This window comes from Flavobacterium petrolei (assembly GCF_003314435.2).
Classification (GTDB): domain Bacteria; phylum Bacteroidota; class Bacteroidia; order Flavobacteriales; family Flavobacteriaceae; genus Flavobacterium; species Flavobacterium petrolei.
The window spans coordinates 867,548-891,317 of sequence record NZ_QNVY02000001.1 but is presented as its reverse complement, the minus strand read 5'-3'; the positions used below and the strand labels follow the sequence as shown (position 1 = coordinate 891,317).

The following is a 23,770-nucleotide window of genomic DNA, read 5'->3' as shown; positions in this document are numbered from 1 at the left end:
TTAGTAGTTTACTCTTTCAGGTTAACATTCCTTCACTCGAAAAACTATAAAAAATATTCTTAGTAATGATTAAGTGGTCTATTAAAGTAATATCAAGTAAATCAGAACATTTTTTAATTTTCTTTGTTAAGCTAATATCAGCATCACTTGGTTTTGTATTGCCAGATGGGTGGTTATGAGAGACAATTATACCACAGGCATTACACTTGAGAGCTACTGCAAATAATAATCTTACATCTACTACAGTTCCTGTAATTCCACCTTTGGACAAAGAGTAAATACCCAAAGCTTCATTTGCTCTGTTAAGTAAAATAACTTTGAACTCTTCCTGAAGTTCGAGTGTACCTAGATCCCAAGAATTTATTAAGAACTCGTAAGCTGTTTGCACAGAATTAATCTTCTCTTTTTGAGTATTTTGTGTAGAGTAGTAAACCTGTATCTCTGCTAATTCATTTATTGGATTGGTATTTGTCATAATTTAGGGGTATTTAGAAAATTTGAAAATAAATTAAATATCCTCTATACATTTTAACCATCTAGGTTTGCATGAATAGAGGATATTTTAGATGAAATTAATGTTGCAATTGACCATTGCTTGAAAAAGAGTTTTCGTCTTGCCTGTCTTTCATAACATCATTAAATGACAATTTGCTCATTTCAACTTTGGGTGTAGTTGCTTTTTCTTCTTCAACATATTCAAATCTATGGGTTAAGGTGATAACCTCTCCAGTATCTTTGATTACGTATTCATAAGCTTCACATTCCACTTTCTCCACCTTTCCAGGTAATTCAGTTCCTATTAATGCCTGACAAGTCAGTTCGTCAAAAGTTGAAGATATTGAAGCTTTTCTAGCTGTAACATAGAATTTACCTGTTTCTTTGGATTTAACCATTTCAATTCCACCTTGAAGTTCGAGTACAAAGAATTCTTTCCCGTCCTCTGTTTCTCTTTTTTTGTAGTTAATAATTCTTACCATTTTCTTGATTTTTTTTGAGTTAAACATTTTAGCATTCAAACACATAAACCTGTAGATTTAAATACAGCTATCAACTTGTATCTTATATCTACGGGAATAAATTTTTGATATGCTAGTGCTGGGTGGGGGTATTGAGTTGGGGTTAGTTAGGAGGGGGAGTGTTGTCAGGGTGGTTTAAACGAAGATAAATTTGAGTCCCAAAAAATCTAAAAAAAAATTATAAAAATATGTAGGTTTTTTTTTATTACTTTTAAACAATTAATATTTGAACTTTATGCCCTTATTTCAGAATTCAGTAGTCACAAAATATCTTCAATCCCAGAATAAAAGCAATTTAGCAAATCAATGGAATTTGTTTAGAAATCATTTTCTGAATCCCAAAGTTCAAGAAGATATTAAAGGTTTAAAAGAAGAGCAATACCAAGGAGAATTTCTAGAAGATTTGTTTGTGAAAATCTTAGGCTATACTAAACCTGCATCCTCTTCAGAAACAAAATTTAATCTTACTACAGAATATAAAAATGTAAAAGACAGCAAGAAAGCTGATGGTGCTATTATAGTAAATGATACTGTAAAAGCAGTAATTGAATTAAAGGGAACAAACACTACTGATTTAGGGAAAATTGAATCTCAGGCTTTTGGTTATAAAAATAATCAACCAGACTGTGTGTATGTAATTACCTCTAATTTTGAAAAGCTTCGTTTTTACATTGACAATGCTATTGAGCATATAGAATTTAATCTGTTTACACTAAATCAGAAGGAATTTGAGCTACTCTATTTGTGCTTGGCTTATGATAATATAGAAAAAAATATTCCTAAAAGAATAAAAGAAGAATCTGTAAGTCAGGAAGATATAATCACTAAAAAACTATATAAGGATTACTCTTTATTTAAGAGAGAGTTACACCAAAATCTAGTTGCATTAAATCCGCAATATGAACCTTTAGAACTCTTCCAAAAATCTCAAAAACTGTTAGATAGATTTCTTTTTGTATTCTTTGCAGAAGACAGACAATTGTTACCTACTAATTTAATCTTCAGGATTAATAAAGAGTGGCAACAATTAAGGCAAATGCGTATTGAAGTTTCTTTATATGACAGGTATAAAATATATTTTGAAGATCTAAATACAGGAGCAAAAGTTTCTTTACCTGCATTTCATGAAACTGCTATACAGCAGAAAGAAGAGTATCAAATTTTCGCTTATAATGGTGGATTATTTAAGGAAGATGAAATACTAAACTCCCTAAAAATAGATGATGGTATATTGTTTAAATACACTGAAAATTTAAGTAATTATGATTTTGCCAGTGAAGTAGATGTAAATATTCTGGGACATATTTTTGAAAATTCTCTCAATGATTTAGATGAAGTAAAAGCCCAACTTGAAGGACAGGAAATTGATAAAACAAAAACTAGAAGAAAAAAAGACGGAGTTTTTTATACCCCAAAATACATTACCAAATATATAGTTGACAATACCGTTGGGAAATTGTGTTCAGAAAAGAAAGTAGAGCTTAACATTATAGAAGAAGACTACTTTACAGATAAAAAACGCCAAAAGAAAACTATAAAAATACTTGTAGATAAACTTAGTGAATATAGAGATTGGTTATTGCAGCTTACCATTTGTGATCCAGCTTGTGGCTCAGGAGCTTTCCTGAACCAAGCTTTGGATTTCCTGATTACTGAACATAGGTACATTGACGAACTGCAGGCCAAGTTGTTTGGAGATGCAATGATTTTGAGTGATGTTGAGAAAAGCATTTTAGAAAACAATCTTTTTGGAGTTGACTTAAATGAAGAAAGTGTAGAAATTGCTAAGTTGTCTTTATGGTTAAGAACTGCACAACCCAATAGAAAACTAAATGATTTGAATAGCAATATTAAATGTGGTAACTCTTTAATAGAAGATGTTGAAGTTGCAGGAGACAAAGCTTTTAATTGGGAGGTTGCCTTTCCTAAAATATTTGAAAAAGGAGGTTTTGATGTAATTATTGGGAACCCACCTTATGTAAGACAAGAATTATTCAAAGACATTAAACCTTATTTAGAAAAAAACTACAAATGTTATAATAGTGTTGCAGATTTATATACTTATTTTATCGAAAAAGGAATTAGGTTAATAAATCAAAATGGTCTTTTCTCTTTTATTCTTCCAAACAAGTTTTTAAAAGCAACTTATGGTAAAGAAATCAGAAATGTTATTAAACAGGATACAAACTTAGAATTACTTTTTGATTTTGATGATTATCCCGTTTTTGATGATGCTACGACCTATCCAATTATCTATGTTTTAAATAAAAATAAAAATTATTCTAAGGACTATTTTATTTACTCAGAAATTAATAAAAAAGAAACATCAAGTGACCCATTAAATTTATTAAAACAGAAATCAGTAAAGGTAAATTATACTTCTTTTCAGGAAGATAGTTGGCAATTTCAAGATAGTAGTAATAGTAATTTGTTAGATAAATTAAAAAATAATTCAACTACTTTAAAAGAAATTGTAAATAACAAAATTTTTAGAGGTGTTTCAACTGGTAAAAATGAAGTGTTCATCATTAATAAAAATACTGCGGATAATTTAATCAATGCAAAAAATAGATCTTTCATCAGAAAAATTGTGACTGGTAAAGAAGTTAAAAGAAATAATCTCTCTTTTGATGATTTGTATTTACTTTATATTCCATGGGAGTATGATTTAGAATATGAAGAGAATATTAAAAATTATTTACTTAAAAATAAAGAGTTGCTTTCGAATAGACCAGAGGTAAAAGAAGGTAGGTTTAATTGGTGGTGTTTAAGTAGATATGGAAGTAAAAATGCTGAATTTTTGTTTAAACCGAAAATAATATATCCAAGGATTAATAATCAATGTAATTTCTATTTTGATTCTACAGGAGAGTATTCTCTTTCAGATAATAATTTTTTTATTTCTACTGAGTTGAAATATATTTTACCAATTTTAAACTCTAAGCTCACTTATTTTTATTTAAAATCTATTGCATCTACTCTGCAAGGGGGGTATTTAGATTTTAGAAGACCATATATTGAAACAATACCAATTAAAATCCCTGCAGATATTTCAAAATATGAAGAAAATTCAAATTTTTTAATTGATAAAAATAATCATTTTCAAGAGGTTTTACAAAAATTCCAAAGAACCGTTAAGAGGAAATTTGAGTTAGAGGATTTGCCAAAGAAACTACAGGATTGGTACTTATTGTCTTATTCAGACTTCATCAAAGAACTTGGTAAAAAGAAAGTAAAACTGTCTTTGTCTCAAGAAGCAGAATGGGAAGATTACTTTATAGAAGAATCAAAAAAAGCATTAGAGTTAAAAGCCACAATTGATGAAACTGATAAAGCTATTGATAAGATGGTGTATGATTTGTATGGGTTAAGTGAAGAGGAAATATCAATTGTAGAAAATAGTTAGATATGAAGTTTATACCCCCATTGGAAATAGCGTCTAAAATAATGACCTTAATAGATGATGCAGAAAAAAACCTAATCATTGTTTCTCCTTATGTTGAAATGACTAATTGGGAAAAAATGAAAAAATGTTTATCAAAATCTTTAAAAAAAGGTATTAACATTAATTTCATTATTCGGAAAAATGCAAAAAATAATGACTTACTTAGTTTAAGGCAGTTAAACATTCAGCCTTTATTAGTTCAAGACCTACATGCAAAAGTTTATATAAATGATAATTATGCAATAGTAACTTCTCTCAATATAACACACTATTCTGATATAAACTCAATTGACATCGCTTATCAAACTGAAAACGAAGCAGAAAGAACTGAATTAGTTAAATATGTAAATAAGTACATTGTAAATGTTAAATCAAAAGAGGAAAAAGTCACGCCTGTAGAAATAAACACTAAACACTTAGTCTCAGGAAAAACCAATTTAGTCAGGTTACAACACCGCAGCTTAAGAGAGGATATAGAATTAAGTGAATTTGAAGTTGACAAATCACACCAAATATTCTCATCTTATTTTTCATATTCTAATATTAAAATGAGTTCAACTTATTTATTTTGTGGGGATGTATTACCATTTTGTGATGTAATGATTGATTGCAAATATGTCATTAAAATCAAAAAAAGTAGACCAGATTGCGAGATGATTTTAAAAAAGATTGAGGAGATAAATTTCAACTTATTTTATAAATATGATTTTGAACTCTTAACTTCACATTCATCATTTTATTATCTTGATTTTCTTCCTCAGGGTAAATTTGAGATTACTAAATTAGTTAATGATTATATTGAAATAACTAATACTATTTTAAAAAGTGATTTTATTAAAGTGCTTAAAGTTAGAGATAAAAATAGGGTATGGATTTGATTATTATGTGTTTACTAAAGAGGAAATTATAAACAGTTCAAAAAAAATTAAATATCATGCCGAATTCTATAAGATTTGTTAATAACACAGGAAGTGAAGATCCATATGTGAAACCTACATTTGAAAAAATTGTCCAAAACTGTAAAGAGTTAAATGATTTTTTTGATGATAAAGTTTTTGAACCATTTATGATATATGATGTTTATCATTCTCAGTGCAAGAATTATTTCCCAAATATTGATGTGTCTATTGATTACAGGGTAACAATAATATTCAATTTTTCTGAGACTCAACTTGAAGAAATATCTGAATTATTTGTAAAAAAGCAATGTGAGTTTATGTATAAAGGCTGTAAATTTTATTGGCATAAAAAAGGCAAAATGGCTCACATTTATTTGCACAATACAAAACCTTTTTTTATTTCAAATAGAATTGAAAAATTAAATTTATTTAAAAAAACATTGGAATTATTCTATAAAGATCTAGGATTAAAGCATTAAAAAAATAGCAGATAACTAATTTCCAAACAAAACTTGGAGTTAGGTACATAAAATTAGAAATAATTATGAATATAGAAAGCTTCGAGAAATGGTTAGTTGAAGAAGATAATAAAGCAACTAGCACTGCATATAATTATAAAACCGCAATTCCATATTTAGAGAAACACTATAATGAGATTAAAGATCTCAATATTAATTTATTTGATTTAAATATTAATGATCTTGAGAATGTTGTTGTTGATTATGGGCGTGAGGGCAAATACTCTGAGATTGGGGATATTTCTAGTGGCACCTACAGAAACGCCATGAATGCATTATTGAGATATAAAAAAGAGCAACCTGAAAAGTTAGACTCTATAATCCAGCCAAAAGATATTTTACCTGAATTAGACAAAAAAAAGCTTTCAGAATATTGGGTAAAATATAAAGAATATTTCAAAAAGCCAGCAAAAGAACATCAGGAGAAATACAAATGGAATGTTCTTAAACAAGTCTATGAGAAATGGAAGTGGAATGTTGAAGACAAAGCAGAAATGTTTAAAAAAGCATTTGAAGTTGAAGGTTCTAAAAACCTATGGCTAAGTGGTAATTTTTTTCCAATTGAACATACTAATTGGATGTTTGAAAAATTTAGAAGCGAAACTATTGAGATTTTCAATACCTTATTCAACGAAGAATTACCCTTAACTGAAAGGATCAAAGCATTTATTGATTTTTATAATTTAAAACTACCTGAATTACAAAAGTTTGTACCTAACAAAAAACTGAATTATCATAGTCACAAGGATTTAAGAGCAATTGGGTTGTATCTATCTTTACAATATCCTGAAAAATATTTTTTATATAAACACTCAATGGTTAAGGCATTTTGTGAAAAACTAAACATTCCAAGTATAAAGCCAGGTGAGAAAGAAAATTTTGTAAAATTTATAGGTATTGCAAATGATGTTCTGGATTTCATAAAACAAGATGCAAGTTTTATTGAAGAGTATAGAATCTTCACATCTGAAAGCAACAACTATCAAGATGACAGTTTACATTTATTAGTGCAAGATTTTATATATACTGTTGCATCTCACTTTGACGCTAATGATGTTTTAAAATTTAAGGAGATTATAGAAGAATTAAAAGATTTAATTTTATTAGAAGACTCTCCAATTGAAAACTATAAATTTAGAGATACCGCTCCTGATTTTGTTTGGATACTAGATAATGACAATATTAATGATGTAAATGCCCATTATGAAATTTATAAAATTCCTAAAACTAAAACCCTAACTATAAACATACATTTTGAATCTAAAAATAAATCAGAAAATGATTTTTTTGAAAAAAATATTCAATTGCCAGATGACTCTGAATGGTTTAAATGGGAAAAATCTAGAAGTATAAGGCTGAAAGAAAGATACGACCTTGATTCTGAAAATATAGTTGATGAACTATTTGATGGATTAATTCAGTTTGAAGCCTCTGCTGGGGAGTTAGTTAGAAAAGCTATATCAAATAAGTCATTAATTGTTAACACTAATCCCGAAAACAAAACAAAAATGAAATTCCCTTTAAATCAAATTTTATACGGTGCTCCAGGAACAGGAAAAACATTTAAAACAAAAGAACTAGCTGTTGAAATAATTACAGGAAACAAGATTAAAGATAGAGAAGAGCTTACTAAAGTTTATAATGAACTGAAAGAAAACAATCAGATTAATTTTACCACTTTTCACCAAAGTATTAGTTATGAAGACTTTGTTGAGGGGATTAAACCTGTTATGGACAACATAGATTCATCTAATATCCAATATGAAATTAAGAAAGGTATTTTTAAAGAAATGTGTTCAACAGCTCAAGAAAAAAATGCTAATAATTTTGAAGATTGTTATTCTAAATTAATAGAAGAACTAATTGGAGTTGAAACCTTAGAACTTGAGACACCTAAAGGATATAAATTTTCTATTTCTTTAAACAGAAATAATAACCTATCACTTCATACAGGTGCTAATAAGTTAAAACAAGGTACGTTAACCAAGGAGAATATTCTTAAACAACTAAATGGAGAAGATAAGTTTGATGGTTGGGAAGGCTATTTTAATGGTGTAATTGATTATTTGAAAGTAAAATATAATTTTTCTATAGAACATTCTAAAAATCAGCAACAGAAGTATGTATTAATTATAGATGAAATAAATAGGGGTAACATTTCTGCTATATTTGGAGAGCTTATAACATTAATAGAAGAGGATAAAAGGAAAGGAATTCTAAAACCAAATACAGAAGTTTTAGAAGTTGAATTACCATATTCCAGAGATAAGTTTTCTGTTCCGGATAACCTTTATATCATTGGAACAATGAATACTGCTGATAGAAGTGTAGAATCATTAGACACAGCTTTAAGGAGACGATTTTCATTTGTAGAAATGCAACCTAATTTAGATGTATTAAAAGATGAACACAATACAAATGGTGTTATTTCTATTGATGGCAGTATGATAGATATGATTAAAATGTTAGAAAAAATTAATAAAAGGATTGAAATTTTAATAGATAAAGACCACAAAATAGGGCATTCTTTTTTCATAAATATTTTGACTTTTGAAGATCTGCAATTAGTTTTTAAGGATAAAATCATTCCCTTATTAGAGGAATATTTCTTTGGAGATTTCGGTAAAATAGGTTTAGTTTTAGGAGAACATTTTATCAAAAACACTAATACTGATAAGACAGATATTTTTGCAAAGTTTGATGATTATGAGGATAGAAGTCTATTAACTGACAAGCTTGTTTATGAGATTAAAAACCCTATGAATTTAGGAGCAGAACATTTCATTTCAATTTATGAGTAATAAAAATTTTATACAAGTTTTTGAATATCAGAAATTGAGATTAGGTGATGTAAAATTCCCTGATTTTGAGGAAAGGCATTTTGATGCTTTAACCAAATACAATGAAAAGAACCAGAGTAAATATTATACTGTAATTCATAAAGGGGTTCAGTTTAATAGTTATGTAGGCGTAATTCAGATAGGAGGTCTAACTATTGAGATATTACCTAAAGCTGACAATGATAATTCAAATTCAGAAGAACAGAAGAAAAAGTGGCAAGGTGTACTTTTAAATATGCTTCGGATTTGTAAAAACATTACAGTTGACAATGTATCTGAAACCAATTTAAGCAAAAGATACAATTCAATTTTAGAAGTATATTTTGAAATGTACTTAAATGAAGTAGAAAGCTTAATAAAGAGAGGGTTAATTAAAAAATATAGAAGAGTTCAAAGCAATCAATTAGCTCTTAGAGGAAAATTGTTGTTTTCACAGAACATTCAAAAGAACATAGTTCATAAGGAATATTTTTATTGTGAGCACCAAATTTATGACAAAGAACATTTACTTCATCATATACTATTAAAAGGATTAAAGGTTTTAGATTCACTTGTAAGCAATCATTTAAAAGATAAACTAAACAGGTTGTTATTTGAATTCTATGATTATAAAGAAATCAATATCAATGCAAAACATTTTGATAAGATCAATTTAGACAGAAAGTCATTGCCTTATCATAAAGCTGTAGATATAGCGAAAATGCTAATCCTAAATTACTCTCCTAATTTGAATTCAGGAAATGACAATATGCTCACGCTTTTGTTTGACATGAATAAACTTTGGGAAGAATACATTTATAGAATTTTGCATAAACATAAGCCAGATGGGTATAGTGTTAATTTCCAAAATAAAACAGGTTTTTGGGAACACAAAACCATTAGACCTGATATAGTTATAACCTCTGATATAAAAGAAATATTTGTCATAGACACTAAATGGAAAATAGTGGATTCTAGAAGCCCTTCTGATGATGATTTAAAGCAAATGTTTACCTATAACCTACATTGGGAGGCAGAAAAGAGTATGTTGCTATATCCAAAAGTAAACCAAGAGGATAGTAAGTTTGGAGTTTATCACTTTGATGGATTAAAAAAGAAGTGTAAGTTAGGTTTTGTTGGTGTTTTAGAGAATAATTGTTTGAGAAGTAGTGAGAGAACTGCCGATGAAATATATAGTAAACTAAAAGTTGATAAGTTGCTATTAGTTTTATAAATTGCTGCAACAAGAATCAAGACTTAACTTAAATTAAAAAAAATAATTGGAAAATTTCATCAAAAGAGAATTAGCATTTAAGAGATATTGGTTGAAGAAAATGACTAAATACTGTGAATCTGTAATAGAAAAAAATAACGTTGGATATAAAAATGTTGAAGTAAGAGAAGTTTATTATTTCGATAAAGAATCACGTAAACCATTACTATGGGAAAACAGTGGAGATCCTTATGTATTGATTAGCTTCTATGCAATAAGTAAAAAGAAACTTGACGCAGCCGTTAAAGACTTCAAAAATGGAGATTACAGTAAATTACAAGCATGTAATATATTCTTAAGAATGTCTCCTAAAGATGCTAAACATATTTTCCCTGGAACAAAAGGAGTTCTAGCTTGCGAGTATTTCGAAGATGATTTAACAGGATACTCATTTCATTTAAAATAAATTCTACTCTATGAATGGTTTTTTAAGTTCAGCATTGATAAACGTGAAAGACAATGGCAGAAAATAAAAAATGATCATATTGCAAATATTACTTATTCCGGGAAAATTACTTATATTGAAATTAAGAACAAAAAAACCTGAATAAATCAGGCTTTTTTGTTACTTTCTGGTTTTAAGAAAACTATTAATTACATCCGCAGCAAACTCGTAGAAAGCACTTCCGTCTCCTTTAACATCATTTTTTCCTGGTTTATACCTCTTGTCATTCCAAGCTTTCCATCCTTGTACTTTTACTTTTTTATTGTTGCTTTTCCACCTTAGTCCGTCTAGAAATCCCATGTTTTTATGTTTAAGTTAATATTATTGCTTTTTAAAAAAAATTAAGAATAAATAAATAGCGCTTTGCGATTCTGTGCCTTCATTAACACTTCTGATATTTATTTTAAATGTTGGAATTCAACGTCATTATTTTCGAAAACAGTAACTTTCCATCTATCTTTAAGTGCATCCGTTAACGGATCTCCCGCCACTTCCACTTTTTCTATTGGAGAACCTAAATAATATTTGTCTACAATATCATGAACATCATCCTTAGTAACAATTGTTCTATTAAATGAAAGATTTTTTTTTGGAATTACCATAGATTCAGATGGGATCCAATGAAAAGGTAATGTTATAAAACATATAAATATTAAAAAAAAAGCGATTCTCTTAAGGCTATTATTCGTAATGAAATTTAATTAAAATCTAATTTGTTTTGTTTTTCACTCAACCATAAAATTACAGTAATTTCTTCTATAAACAATAAAATATATTCTAGATAATATTCATCTAAAGTTATTATATAGGGTGCTCCAGAAAAAGCAGTACTTTATAAAAAAAAATGGAAGCAAGCACGCAACTTTTTCATCTTAGGGTAAGAAAATTTGTTACTATAACAAAATATTTAACTCTTTCTTCTCTTTTAATCTACTTAAAAAGCCAACCTCTAACTAAAGAGGTTGGCTAGTCTTAACTCAAAAACTAAGAATAGTTTGAACTACCACTTAATGCATTTGAGATGCAATCAATAAACCAATGTAATAGTGGTTGGAGTTAAATACATAATCGCGGATAGTTAAAATAAACCTTGGAATTGGTGGTTTAATTGCACATAAGCTCATTAGAAGATAAAGTTTGGATATGGTATTTTTCAGCAAAACTAACTGATAATAAATATAAAACTGGTAGATATATATACCTATTATTCTAATAAATGTGATGGAAGCTTTAAAGGGATTGTCACTAATTGTAAAAAGAAAATTTGAAATAGGTTTCTACTTTATATTGATTGTTTTCTTCTGAAATGCTGCGAAGATAAAGAGAACTATTATTGATGACATTATTGTTCCTAAAGCACTAAATATATCAAATACCCAAAGATATGGAGTGGCTAATAAAATCGCAGTAAAAAACATATCTTTAAAATCAATTTCTTTTACGTTTTTCTTAAATAATAATTCACGTATCGCATTTAAAATTACAATACTTACCAAAAAACTTGTTATTGAGAAAACTATTTTTTGAAGAATAGTTTGAAGAAAGAATATTTGGAATTCTAAAAAAGGTATTATTATCAAGCCAAGTAAAAAGGTGTAGTAAAAAAAATTAATAAAATAGAAAAAATAGGTTTTCCATTTATTAACATTGTTTGATGTTTTTATGTACGTAAAATTTAAATTTATTATATTTTCATTTGATAGTACTAGTAGATTACCATCTATGGACTTTTTAAAAACCTTTTTATCTTTAAAGTCCTTATGCAAATGGTAAACATTTTCACCCTTCTTAATTGATTTCTCTATAGATTTAATTTTAGATTTGTTTTCTTTTATATTTTCAATTGATATAAATTTTGAGCAATTTGAAATTATTATGTTTTCTAGTTTATTATCTTTATCTATAACGAAATTATGTAGTATTCCTCTATAAAGTTCTTCTTTATTATTGCTTTTAGTTAGTACATCAACATAAGTGGTATGAACATCCCCAAATTTTTTAGAAACACCATTCGCTTTATAAGCTTGAGCTAAATATTCCCAATTATTACTAAATTTTAAAATGGAAATCCAAGAATCTAGGGAAAAAACTCTTATTGTTCTAAAAAGCAAATAACCCAAAAAACCAGAAATCACATAAATCGCTAGAATTAAAATCACAAAATCATGCATGTCATTTTTTGTGCTGAATGCTTGAGGAAATTTATTTTGTGAAAGAGACTGAAAAACCTCTATAATTTTTTCAAAACTTATATTATTTAGGAGTTGAAGATCAAAATATTCTTCAATTGAATAAAAAAGTAAACCTACTGTTAACATACAGACGACACTTGAGAGAAGTATCCAAAGAAATCTTTCTAAAAGATTTCCTTGCTCAAATTGATTGCCAAATTTTCCTGAAAAATAAAATTTTCTAAATAAAATACCGGGAAATAAAAAAACGATTATATATATAATCGTGTTAAGAGCTATATTAAAATTCAAATTTATTCAATTGAGATTACTACGTGTTTATTGTCAGATAGTAAAATTTCTTTGTTTTTAATATCTCGATGCTTTTGTAAAAATTCTACTGCATTATTGAAGTTTTCTTTATCCACAGGATTATCCATAATCCTATAGATTTCTGGACTAACAAAATTAGATTCATTCTCAGTTTTCAAATTAAGAATGTTGAATATTTTTAATATCGCGTCTTCAACTTTATAAGGAAAATTTTTGCTTACCTTTAAAATATTTGTAGTAGACATCTTTTTAAGATTTAAATTAGTATTTATTTAAGCAAACCTAATGTAAATATAACCAAATTGAATTATATATTTTATAAAAAAAATCAAATCAAAAATAATATTTTAAAAAACCCCTTGTTTTATGGTTTAAAACAAGGGGCGTATTTAACTCAAAAACCAAGAATAGTTGGTAGAACTATTACTTAGTGCTTTTGAGACACCTTCGGAAAAATTGAAGGCATTCACTCCTCTCTCAAGGAAAGTGTCAACATAGGAAGTCTTGTTACTTCCTGTAAGCAGATTGTAGAACTCCCACATACTTATATTACCATTAGCATTTCTACAAAAGCTTTCATCTTGGTAGTAGTCTTTAACCACGGTATTAATATGTCCATCATTCAAGAGTAACTCAGGGATTAGAGCCTTTTCCTTTTTTGGCAAGTAATTATATAACCTAGCTTTACCAATAATTTGAGCAAATTGACTCTCAGAAAGTGAATTGTTCAGTAAGTTTTTCATAGAGTTTAAATGCTGAGTTGCATTATAGCCTTGTATCACTTGAAGTATTTTATCTTCTAGATCTATATAACTCATTGCTCTAATCTCACTCTGAAAACCATCTGTAGAAACACATAGATTACAGCATACCATATTTTGAAAACCTATAAATAATTTGAATTTTTCATAAGTCTTCTTGTTATACAGGTTCTCTAGGTTGTAACTTCTAACACCTCCTATTGTAAGCGATAACTTGTTGCCATTTATAGTTTCTGTAATACCTGGAATCCTTATAATAAAAGCCATTCTCTCAAAATATGAAGTTCGTTGATGCTCTTGCAAATCTTTGGCAGCAATATGCAATGCATCAGGAGTTCTTCCCTTAATTTGGTGACTTACCCTAATTTCAGGAGTATCCAGGTTTTCATTTGGGAATATCTTGCCAATAGCTGATAGTGCAGTTTCTATAAATTCCTGATGACTTAAGGTAATTTCGTTGTCCTTTGTGAAGACGGGTATAACACACTTTTCTTTTAAATGAAAAAGGCTAACCTCCTCTGTGTTAGCCTCTATAAAAGGTGATTTTTGTAAAGTATTTGTAGATTCATGTAAACCTAGATCCTTTATACCATCAAGGATTACCGGTAAATGTAAAACTTGTTTATCTTCTCCCAAATTTGTACTTCTATTTTCTAAATTAGATTCAAGAAAAGAAGTATCTGTGAGTATTTGTGAAGTTTCACTTAAACCTGGAGATGTTATATGTTTAAAGACTCCAGGTAAATGTGAAAGAGTCTCCTCATTTCTGATTTTAGTGAGTTCCATTTCCATTTGATGAGATATTTGCGGTTAATTCTTGTAAAAGTTTTTTCTTGGCTATGAATTCTTGTTCAATAGTTTTAGCCATTTCTAGGTTATTGTTAAAAAGGATTGTTAGCTCTGACAGGTTATTACATTCAGTCACCTTAACCTGTAGCTCTCCCTTAGTCATGTTGCTGTTGCACCAGTCCAATATTTTCTTTCCTGTGTTAGAATTAATAACAAACTGAGGTTTGCCCTCAAACAAATTTGTCCTGTCCTTTGATGCTGTTGCAAAGTGTTTATAATCAATATCAAATACAATTGTAAATTCATAGCTGATCTCATCCCTTTGAATGGCTTTTAGCCCTACTTTTTCGGGAACCATTTTTCCGTTTTTCTCACTCAAGACATAATCTTGTTTAACTCTCATGGTACAGATAATATGAATGTCACTTTGAAGTATTTTTTCAACAAATGCTTTTTGTCTTGGAGTTATCTTGTTCCAATTTGTGAATGAGTTTCCTGTAAGGGAAGCATGGTAATCCAGTAGAAAATCCCAACAATGAGAAATACTATCTAAAATTATTACTTCCATCCCTGACTTAATGCATAAGTCTATTGCCTCAATATATCTTTCAGGAGAATGAGGAGACTCTAGGTTTAGAACATTGTAGCTACCTATATGAGCATAAAGATTACTTGAGCCCGCTTCTGTATCTATAACAGCAACTTTAGATAGGTTTCCATTGGTTAAACCTTGAGCTAATAATAAAGCACTATAACTCTTTCCTGCTCCTGATGGAGCCTGTAAAGCCATTTTTATTTTGGCTTTACTTCTTTCTGATTTTTTTAATTCCATGATTTATAATTTTAAAGGGTTGTATTTATCTTATTTAAGATTGAAGTGAAATAAGGTCTGCTAAGCAGAAGCCTTTATTTTCTGCATTATAAATAGGTGAGGGTTCTTGTAATAGCTTTTCATTAGCATCATCAATAATGTTGTTGTCAAAGTCTTTTAAATAAGCAGTCGTTATCCCAACATTTTGATGTCCCATTGATTGGCTTATCATATCTATAGAAACTCCAGATTCTTTAAGATTAGTAGCGTAACTATGTCTTGCAACATAGCTTGTAACGGTGCTTTCTATCTCCTGTATTTCAGCAATTTTTTTTAAGTCACTATTAAACTTCTTCAGTGTCTTAGCTTTTCTATTCTCAATTTGAATAGGTGTTAAGCCTTCCTTTAATAGTATAGGAAATACATAGTCAGTATTGGTGTTTATGTGCTTGTATTCTTCCAGAATGATTCTAACAGGTTCTAGAATTTTTACACTGAAATTACCTTTTGTTTTAGAGCGAGTATAAACAATTCTTCCATTTTGTACATTACTCCATCTTAACTTCATAATATCAAAGAAGTTTATTCCAGAGGTGTAATAAGAAAACAAGAATAGTTTTTTTGACTCTGCTAAATGTGGATACTTGAAATCGTCTAAATCTTCAATTTTTCGAATTTCAGCTCTTGTTAGAGCTTTTTTTATTCCGGAACCTTTTAATTTGGAAACTTTGTAAGCTTTAAATGGATAGTGCTTTTCATCTACTATACCTCTTTTAATTGCATCGTTATACAATGCTCTCAATTCTCTCATTCTTACTCCTATTCCACCATCTTTGCTTCCAGTAGCTCTTAAATGGGTTTCGTATTTGTCAAGCATTTCAACAGAAATGTCCCTAAATTTCAATTGATTGTTTTTAGCAAACTTGTAGAAGGAATTCATAGTGTCTAAATAGGCTCTTGCATTTCCGGTTCTTCCAGCTTTGTTTAAATCAGCAATCTTATCTTCCCAAAATGTTCTTACAGATGTATTACTGTCTTTTTTACCTCTAAATTTGTTTTCAAATTGGGTAAGGGTAAAGTCAATTTCTTCAATATTGAATTCATCAATTACTTTTAATGCTTTTTCTTTTAGCTTTAGAAGTACTCTGTTTCTTTGGACATAGTTTGGATGAATTTTTTTAAATTGTGCATTAGCTTCATCCCAATCTTTCTTTATGCATTCCATACCTAAAGAAATCATTTTAGGTTTTCTGTCTTTTATGATTTTAAGAACTATTGGAAATAATCCCTCTTTTGATGCTTTATCTCTTAATAATATTTTTATACTTGCCATTTTTTTATTTTTTCGTAATGTGACAAATTCCCTATATACAAAGTGTAGAATTTGTCACATTCTGGATTAATGATTAATTAGGTAAATGAATTTTTGGATTAGCAATTTTCGCAGATAAATCTTTGTGTTTAACAGATCATTCTTTTCAAGAAGTCTTTCAAATTCTTTTCTATGTCTAGATTTGGTTTGCTGATGCTTACCTTTGATTTCCTCAGTCCAAAATATTGGGTTGGTATATCTGCTCAACTTATCATAGTCATTTTTTTCTACGATAGTAGTCTCATTAAAATCATCCACTATTGTTAACTCGTCAAATCTTTTAAGTAAGTACACAAAAAGTTTTCTTAGGTTTTCTTTGGATTTTAAGTCTTCAAGATTATATACCCCAAGAGCATGAAATTCTTTAGCTTTAATAAATTTGATTTCAAATCTCAAGATATTTTCATCTAATCCAAACTGTTTTCCTTTGTCATAAACCTTTATAAAGTAATTATTGTGAGAGAACTGTTTTAGTTCTCCTTTGCCACGATAATCATTATTAGAACCTCCTTTTAGCTTATGCATTAAGAAATTACGTCTTACAACTACTTCTGGCAATTTATCTATTGCAATGTTAATCCCAAATTCTAACTGAGTCAGTTTTGTAGAATTTGCATCTACTATTTTTTTTGACAAAAAATCAATGGTGTCACATATAGTTGAATAACTAAAGTTGTTATGATTTTGCTTATCTCCAGTAGCGTTGAAATTGTGCAGTTTATGCAATGAGTTTTTTACATATCCTGAATTTTTAGAAATACCTACATCCATTGAACCGACATTAGTTGTATACGGATATTTAATTTCCCCTGTAAAATATTCCATAACTGTATTAACTGTAGCAAAATTTCCTGGGGTTAAGACAGATTTTTCTAATCTAAATTTGTCTCTATAGTATAACCTTACAAAATCTATCATGACCTAGATTTTTTAGTTCTTCCCAAGTAATTTTCTACTTCTAAATCACACTCGTTAACTGAGCTTACTTTACTATTGAGAACCCAACTATCAAGCTCAGTTCTGCAGAAATATATCTTTTTGCCTCCTGGTACATAAAAACATATTTCCTTATTGCTTGTCATTTTATAAAGACAAGATTTTGATAATTGCAGATACGCTGCCGCTTCTTCAAGAGACAAAATCTCTTTACTTAAAATGAACTGTCTTTCAATTAAGACTTCTAATTTTTCTAATTTTTTTAGGATATTTTCCATTACTGTTTAGGTTATGGATATGCGCATATCTCTGTTATTATTGAAGCAAATTACGCGCATAAAAAAAACCTCATTTCAAAAGTGTAATGAGGGTGTAAGCTAAAGTGTAAGGTAAAATGTAAGGTTATTTCAAATACTGTTTTTTTAACAAGTTAACCTCGTTTTGAATATCAACTATGTTTGTGTTTTTTGGATCTTTATTTCTAGATAAAGCAGCATATAGGTCATTGCTTTTTAAAAGTTTACCTTGTTTATTCAAAAACAATTTACTTTTCTCTATTGAAACAGAATTAAAATTTTCAAAAAACGGTTCAATTTCTTTTAGAAAGGAAGCGACTATTAAATTAGGTTTAGTAAAGATCACTTTACTTGTAGGTTCTGGATTAGCTGATGTAAACACATCAAAAAACATTTCTTCAGAAATTTCATCACCATCTATTAAATATAAGCTTGTTGCAAAATCATAAAGTTTCTCAAAAAAAGAAGTTGTAATTTCTGTTTTGACCTGAAAAAAAGAAAATATTCTATCTGGATTTTTAGTAAGTTTTCTAAAAACTTTATGAGTTAATTGGTAATGAGCGTATTTGATATTAATGTCAGAAATAATGCCAATAAGGTCATCTCTTATTTCAGGATAGACGTTGCTCATATCTGCATCATATTTTTCTACTAAAGAATTTAATATATTTAATTGTAGAATAAGAAACTTTTTAACTTCAGTTTCCTCCATTTTAATAATTGAGTTACTTAGTGTTTCAAAAGCTTGTTTATTATTAAATTTCAAAACCTTTAGCATGTATTGCTCAATATGAATTTGATCACCATAATCATCTTTTTTTAACCATGCTTCATAGATGAATTCTGAGTTTAGTTCTTGAATGAACTTATAATCTCTGGTATAAATGGTTTGGATATAAAATGAGTCATGAATATTTTTTATTCCGTTATGAAATATTAAATCTTCATAAAATTTAAAAGGAAACAAAGCATTTCCTAATTTGAAGAATCGTTGAGTGTTTTTAACCAGTTCCTTAAGCTCTAGGTATTCTGGATAGGATGTTTTTGCAAAATCTAGAACTCTTTCGTATTCCGATTTAATTATTGGAGAGTAATTACTCTCTTTTGAGTTTGCTATTTTGTTGCCAAATACTTCAAGCTTTTCTAATATTGACAAAATATAATTCTCAAAGTCTTCTACTTCGCCAGAAGCTTTGTCAGAAATCAATCTAATGAGTTTGTTACTTTCATTTCTTAAGGCTGTACTAAAGAATGTGTTTTCGTCTACGATGTCTTCAGTAGGCTCTGTTTTACGCTGGGCTAATATAATTTCAATCCCATCTTCAAATAAGACAGAATGAAAAACTTCTAAAGGGTTATTGGAGTCAAGGGAAATAAAATCTTTCATTTCGATAGAAAAAAAATTAACATAGGTAAAGAAAAGAAAAAGAAATTGTTTGACCTATGTTTAACCTGTAAAAACAAAAAAGCCTTTACATCTCTGTAAAGGCTTTCTGCAATTAGCTCCCTCTCTTGGGCTCGAACCAAGGACCCTCTGATTAACAGTCAGATGCTCTAACCAACTGAGCTAAGAAGGAAACTGTATATTTTTATTCTGGTGTGAATGAACGTTTTTAATTGCTTTATTGTGATGTTTGTTTCAGTTGTAAAGCGGTGCAAAGATAGGCTATCATTTGGTTTGTGCAAATAAAAATCAAACTTTTTTTTATTTTTTTTACTTCCCTACAATTGCCTTGTAAATGTCATTTCCGTTAGCAAATAGTAACAGTGTTATAAGTAATACGAAACCAACCATTTGCGCATTCTCTAGGAATTTGTCACTTGGTTTTTTACCGCTGATAATTTCATACAATAAAAACATTACGTGTCCACCATCAAGTGCCGGAATAGGCAATAAGTTCATTACACCAAGCATAATCGATAATAATGCGGTGATGTTCCAGAAAACTTGCCAGCTCCAAGTATTAGGAAAAATGTCGAATATGGCCTTAAAACCACCCACTGATTTATATGCACCCGTACTTGGACTGAAAATCATTTTCAATTGTTTTCCGTATCCTACTAATTGATCTTTTCCTCTGGTAATCCCAACCGGAATAGATTCCATCAAGCTGAATTCCTGTTTGCTTACTTTGTAATAGCCCAGTTTTTCAAGTAACGCCATACTTAATTGTCCAACACCAATTCCTAATTTTCCATCATTAGTAACCATAACAGGTACTTTTATTTCTTTCTCGTCTCTTAAAATAGTTGCTGCAATCGTTTTGTTTTTGTTGCTTTCCAAAACCACTTTAGCTTGGTCAAAATATTTTGTCGGTTGCCCGTTCAATGCAAGAATAATATCTTTTGGTTGCAGCGCAGTGTTTTTTGATCCAGGGGTAACAGCTCCCACTACAAATGGCATTCTGATATCCAGCAACACACTTTTTTCATGTTTTGATAATTGATCCACAAAATCATTTGGCATTTTGATCGCTTGTTCTGTCCCATTTCTTACAATAAGCACTTTTTTTGCCATGATAACTTTCATGGTAAGATCATTGTCAAATTTGACTATTTTTTCACCATCCACAGAAACTATATGATCTCCAGTTTGGAAACCCACTTTTTGCATCGCTTTGTTTTCTACTAACAAACCGTCTTTCAAATCTTCATTAGCAATATAAGTATCACCATAAGCAAATGCCATTCCGATATAAATGATAAACGCCAAAATAAAATTCACCGTAACACCACCGAACATAATAATTAAACGTTGCCAAGCCGGTTTAGAACGAAATTCCCATGGTTGTGGAGGCAAAGCCATTTGTTCTTTGTCCATGCTTTCGTCAATCATTCCGGAAATTTTTACATATCCGCCCAAAGGCAACCAACCGATACCATATTCGGTTTCGCCAATTTTCTTTTTGATAAGGGAATATTTAACGTCAAAAAATAAGTAGAATTTTTCGACTCTGGTTTTAAACAGTTTAGCAGGAATAAAATGTCCTAATTCGTGAAGTATAATAAGTAATGATAAGCTCAATAAAAATTGAGAAAGCTTGATAACTATGTCCATTTTTTAATTTTAGTTCTTTTATAACTCACAAAAGTAAGGTTTTCTATTTGTTTATTTTACAATAATTGTTCCATACCATTTTAAAAGTTTGTTAATTAATGTAAATTGAATTCTAAGTTTGAGTTGTGAATCTTAACTTTACTTTTTTGAAATGAGTATTTCTTGTTTCTTTCACTTTTAAAATAAAGATATGTCTTCAAAATTATTTTCTCCACTCACAATAAAAAGCATCACGCTAAAAAATAGAATTGCTATTTCACCAATGTGCCAATATTCGGCCCAAGATGGCTTTGCCAATGATTGGCATCTTGTACATCTTGGAAGTCGCGCCAGCGGTGGAGCAGGATTAATCATTCAGGAAGCAACTTCAGTTTCTCCCGAAGGCCGAATTTCTCCCGAAGATTTAGGACTTTGGAAAGACGAGCAAATCGAAAAAATGCAGCAGATTAATCAATTTATTATTGGTCAGAAATCGGTTCCCGGAATCCAATTGGCTCATGCCGGAAGAAAAGCAAGTGCCGCATCACCTTGGAACGGAGGCCGAAAACTAGACGCAACACAAGGAGGCTGGGATACCGTGGCGCCAAGTTCCGTTGCGTATCATCATACTGAAAACGCTCCTATTGCATTAGACGAAGCGGGAATTCAAAAAGTAATTTCCGACTTTAAATCAGCCACTAAAAGAGCCGTACAAGCCGGTTTTCAGGTAATGGAAATTCATGCGGCGCACGGGTATTTGTTGCATCAGTTTCTTTCGCCTTTGTCTAATTTTAGAACCGATGCTTATGGTGGAAGTTTCGAAAACCGAATCCGTTTAACACTCGAAGTCGTGGATGCAGTTCAATCAGAATGGCCGGAAAACCTGCCTTTATTTGTTAGAATTTCTGCTACAGACTGGGCAGAAGGCGGATGGAATGCTGAAGAATCTGTAAAGCTGTCAAAAATACTAAAAGAAAAAGGAGTGGATTTAATAGATGTTTCTTCGGGAGGATTAGTGTCACACCAAAAAATTCCGTTGGGACCAAATTATCAAGTTCCTTTTGCGGAAAGTATAAAAAATGAAACTGGAATCCTGACTGGAGCAGTAGGTTTGATTACAGAAGCTGCTCAAGCCGAGGAAATTGTCGCCTCAGGAAAAGCGGATTTAGTGTTATTTGCTAGAGAATCCCTTAGAAATCCGAGTCTGGGATTGACATTTGCCCATGATTTAAATGCGGAAATCGAATGGCCAAAACAATACGAAAGAGCCAAAAAGTAAGATTTTGATTTTGAAACATATAAGTCATGTAAGTTTTTTTTTAAGATTTCTTAGATGACTTATTTGTTTAAATTTTGAAACATATAAGTCATGTAAGTTTTACTTTTAAAAATTATAAAACAACTATATAAAAATATTCCAATTCTTATATGAACTTATATGCCTTATATGTTAAATAAATAGGTTTTAGTCTCTATTTTTGAAAGAAAATAAATGACAAAAACTTCACGACTTATTTACTTTTTAAAAACTTACATGACTTTTATGTTTAAAAAAAAAAGTATGATTCTCTATTTTTGAAAGAAAATAAATGACAAAAACTTCACTACTTATTTAATTTTTAAAAACTTATGTGGCTTATATGTTTAAAAAACACACGCCACTAATTTGAAAAATAATACCATGCAAAAAATAAAAACAGCTTTACTTTCCTACGGCATGTCCGGGAAAGTATTTCATGCTCCTTTTTTAAACTTTCATCCGGGATTTGAACTTCTTGGTTCTTGGGAGCGAAGCAAAAAATTAATCCACCAAGATTTTCCTGCGGTAAAAAGTTACGCTTCAATAGATGAGTTGTTGGAAGATGATGTTGATTTAGTTATCGTAAATACGCCGGTGGAAACGCATTATGAATATGCAAAACAAGTCCTTTTGGCAGGAAAACATGCTATTGTCGAAAAAGCTTTTACCACAACGGTTGCCCAAGCGCAGGAATTAGCGGCTTTGGCCAAAGAAAAAGGATTGAAACTAGCCGTTTTCCAAAACAGAAGATGGGACAGCGATTTCAAAACCGTCCAAAAAATTATTTCTGATAAAGTATTAGGTGACATCGTGGAAGCCGAATTCCATTTCGACCGCTACAATCCACTTTTAAGTCCGAAACAACACAAAGAAACCGTTAATTCCGGTGCTGGAATTCTGAAGGATTTGGGACCGCATTTAATAGATCAAGCCTTGTGTTTGTTTGGTTTGCCACAATCTGTTTTTGCGGATATACGCATCACACGAGAACATTCTTTGGTAGATGATTATATTGATATTTTATTGTATTACTCCACTTTCCGTGTCCGACTCAAAGCAGGATTTTTTGTTCGGGAAGCGATTCCAGCCTTTGTTATTCATGGTAAGAAAGGTTCTTTCCTGAAACCGCGTGGTGATGTTCAGGAAGACGAATTGAAATTAGGAAATAAACCAAATTTAGAAACGTGGGGAACGGAATCCATTGAAAAACGGGGACTTTTGCACACTGAAATTAATGGTGAAATTGTTCAGGAAATTATCCCCACACTTCAAGGGAATTACTACGACTTTTTTGACGGAGTTTATCATTCGATTATAAATGACGTTATAGAACCGGTGACGGCTCAAGAAGGTGTTCAGGTTATGCAAATTATTGAAGCTGCAATCCAAAGCAATGCCCAGAAAAAAGTAATTGACCTGTAAAATCTACCGCGAATTCGCTAATTTATATACTTTTTTAAAAATTAGCGAATTCGCGATATTTACTTTTTATAAACAATAACGTTGTATTTTTCCTTAAATGTGTTGTTTTGACACAACCAATGATTGC

Annotated in this window: 21 protein-coding genes and 1 tRNA gene; 8 read left to right on the top strand and 14 right to left on the bottom strand. The window is 29.9% G+C overall.

The genetic code is table 11. The features are described 5' to 3' along the window. Positions 1 to 16 precede the first annotated feature (16 nt). Entirely contained in the window at positions 17 to 475 is a 459-nt protein-coding gene (locus tag DR871_RS03920; protein ID WP_113664770.1) for a JAB domain-containing protein, read from the bottom strand. A 97-nt stretch (positions 476 to 572) separates the two neighbouring features. Further along, the gene (locus DR871_RS03915; RefSeq protein WP_113665450.1) at positions 573 to 977 is read right to left on the bottom strand and encodes a hypothetical protein; all 405 of its coding nucleotides are present in this window, start codon (positions 975 to 977) and stop codon (positions 573 to 575) included. A gap of 274 nt (positions 978 to 1,251) precedes the next feature. On the opposite strand from DR871_RS03915, the gene DR871_RS03910 reads away from it, so the two are divergent. From DR871_RS03910 to DR871_RS03885, 6 genes are all read left to right on the top strand, one after another. Beyond that, positions 1,252 to 4,422, top strand: coding sequence for an Eco57I restriction-modification methylase domain-containing protein (locus DR871_RS03910; RefSeq protein WP_113664771.1), 3,171 nt, complete (start codon positions 1,252 to 1,254; stop codon positions 4,420 to 4,422). Between the two features lie 41 nt (positions 4,423 to 4,463). Then, the gene (locus tag DR871_RS03905) at positions 4,464 to 5,339 is read left to right on the top strand and encodes a phospholipase D-like domain-containing protein (protein ID WP_129752521.1); all 876 of its coding nucleotides are present in this window, start codon (positions 4,464 to 4,466) and stop codon (positions 5,337 to 5,339) included. Between the two features lie 56 nt (positions 5,340 to 5,395). Beyond that, a complete protein-coding gene (locus tag DR871_RS03900; RefSeq protein WP_113664773.1) occupies positions 5,396 to 5,839 on the top strand; it encodes a hypothetical protein in 444 nt (147 codons plus the stop codon). A 65-nt stretch (positions 5,840 to 5,904) separates the two neighbouring features. Continuing rightward, a complete protein-coding gene (locus DR871_RS03895) occupies positions 5,905 to 8,679 on the top strand; it encodes an AAA family ATPase (protein WP_113664774.1) in 2,775 nt (924 codons plus the stop codon). After that, positions 8,672 to 9,931, top strand: coding sequence for an McrC family protein (locus DR871_RS03890; RefSeq protein ID WP_113664775.1), 1,260 nt, complete (start codon positions 8,672 to 8,674; stop codon positions 9,929 to 9,931). Before DR871_RS03895 ends, DR871_RS03890 begins: the two co-directional genes overlap by 8 nt. A gap of 46 nt (positions 9,932 to 9,977) precedes the next feature. Further along, on the top strand, positions 9,978 to 10,376 hold the full coding sequence (locus DR871_RS03885; RefSeq protein ID WP_129752520.1) for a hypothetical protein: 399 nt from the start codon (positions 9,978 to 9,980) through the stop codon (positions 10,374 to 10,376). A 159-nt stretch (positions 10,377 to 10,535) separates the two neighbouring features. Here the strand turns inward: DR871_RS03885 and DR871_RS03880 are convergent, their stop codons facing one another. The 12 genes from DR871_RS03880 to rseP form a co-directional block, all read right to left on the bottom strand. Further along, the gene (locus DR871_RS03880; RefSeq protein WP_113664777.1) at positions 10,536 to 10,715 is read right to left on the bottom strand and encodes a hypothetical protein; all 180 of its coding nucleotides are present in this window, start codon (positions 10,713 to 10,715) and stop codon (positions 10,536 to 10,538) included. 98 nt (positions 10,716 to 10,813) lie between these two features. Beyond that, positions 10,814 to 11,017 carry a hypothetical protein gene (locus tag DR871_RS03875; protein ID WP_113664778.1) on the bottom strand — a complete coding sequence of 68 codons (204 nt, stop codon included), beginning with the start codon at positions 11,015 to 11,017 and terminating at the stop codon, positions 10,814 to 10,816. 675 nt (positions 11,018 to 11,692) lie between these two features. Beyond that, positions 11,693 to 12,898 (bottom strand): hypothetical protein, encoded by a 1,206-nt coding sequence (locus DR871_RS03870; protein WP_113664779.1) that lies wholly within the window; start codon positions 12,896 to 12,898, stop codon positions 11,693 to 11,695. Between the two features lie 2 nt (positions 12,899 to 12,900). After that, positions 12,901 to 13,164: a hypothetical protein gene (locus DR871_RS03865; protein WP_113664780.1), complete on the bottom strand. Its 264-nt coding sequence runs from the start codon at positions 13,162 to 13,164 to the stop codon at positions 12,901 to 12,903. A 144-nt stretch (positions 13,165 to 13,308) separates the two neighbouring features. Continuing rightward, entirely contained in the window at positions 13,309 to 14,472 is a 1,164-nt protein-coding gene (locus tag DR871_RS03860) for a DUF3871 family protein (protein WP_242497069.1), read from the bottom strand. After that, positions 14,453 to 15,301, bottom strand: a complete 849-nt coding sequence (locus tag DR871_RS03855; RefSeq protein WP_113664781.1) for an AAA family ATPase — start codon at positions 15,299 to 15,301, stop codon at positions 14,453 to 14,455. Before DR871_RS03855 ends, DR871_RS03860 begins: the two co-directional genes overlap by 20 nt. A 34-nt stretch (positions 15,302 to 15,335) precedes the next feature. After that, positions 15,336 to 16,613, bottom strand: coding sequence for a site-specific integrase (locus DR871_RS03850; protein ID WP_113664782.1), 1,278 nt, complete (start codon positions 16,611 to 16,613; stop codon positions 15,336 to 15,338). Positions 16,614 to 16,679: 66 nt separating this feature from the next. Next, complete coding sequence (locus tag DR871_RS03845; RefSeq protein WP_113664783.1) at positions 16,680 to 17,570, bottom strand: hypothetical protein; 891 nt, start codon at positions 17,568 to 17,570, stop codon at positions 16,680 to 16,682. Then, positions 17,567 to 17,866, bottom strand: coding sequence for a helix-turn-helix domain-containing protein (locus DR871_RS03840; RefSeq protein WP_113664784.1), 300 nt, complete (start codon positions 17,864 to 17,866; stop codon positions 17,567 to 17,569). The genes DR871_RS03845 and DR871_RS03840 overlap by 4 nt, the downstream gene beginning before the upstream one ends. A 124-nt stretch (positions 17,867 to 17,990) precedes the next feature. Then, positions 17,991 to 19,271, bottom strand: a complete 1,281-nt coding sequence (locus DR871_RS03835) for a hypothetical protein (protein WP_113664785.1) — start codon at positions 19,269 to 19,271, stop codon at positions 17,991 to 17,993. A gap of 116 nt (positions 19,272 to 19,387) precedes the next feature. Further along, positions 19,388 to 19,461, bottom strand: a tRNA-Asn gene (locus tag DR871_RS03830). A gap of 137 nt (positions 19,462 to 19,598) precedes the next feature. Continuing rightward, positions 19,599 to 20,942, bottom strand: coding sequence for an RIP metalloprotease RseP (gene rseP, locus DR871_RS03825; protein ID WP_113664786.1), 1,344 nt, complete (start codon positions 20,940 to 20,942; stop codon positions 19,599 to 19,601). Between the two features lie 190 nt (positions 20,943 to 21,132). Between rseP and DR871_RS03820 the strand changes: the two genes are divergently transcribed. Both DR871_RS03820 and DR871_RS03815 read left to right on the top strand, forming a co-directional pair. Next, entirely contained in the window at positions 21,133 to 22,200 is a 1,068-nt protein-coding gene (locus tag DR871_RS03820; RefSeq protein WP_113664787.1) for an NADH:flavin oxidoreductase/NADH oxidase, read from the top strand. A 402-nt stretch (positions 22,201 to 22,602) separates the two neighbouring features. Next, positions 22,603 to 23,643: a Gfo/Idh/MocA family oxidoreductase gene (locus tag DR871_RS03815; RefSeq protein ID WP_113664788.1), complete on the top strand. Its 1,041-nt coding sequence runs from the start codon at positions 22,603 to 22,605 to the stop codon at positions 23,641 to 23,643. Positions 23,644 to 23,770: the final 127 nt, after the last annotated feature.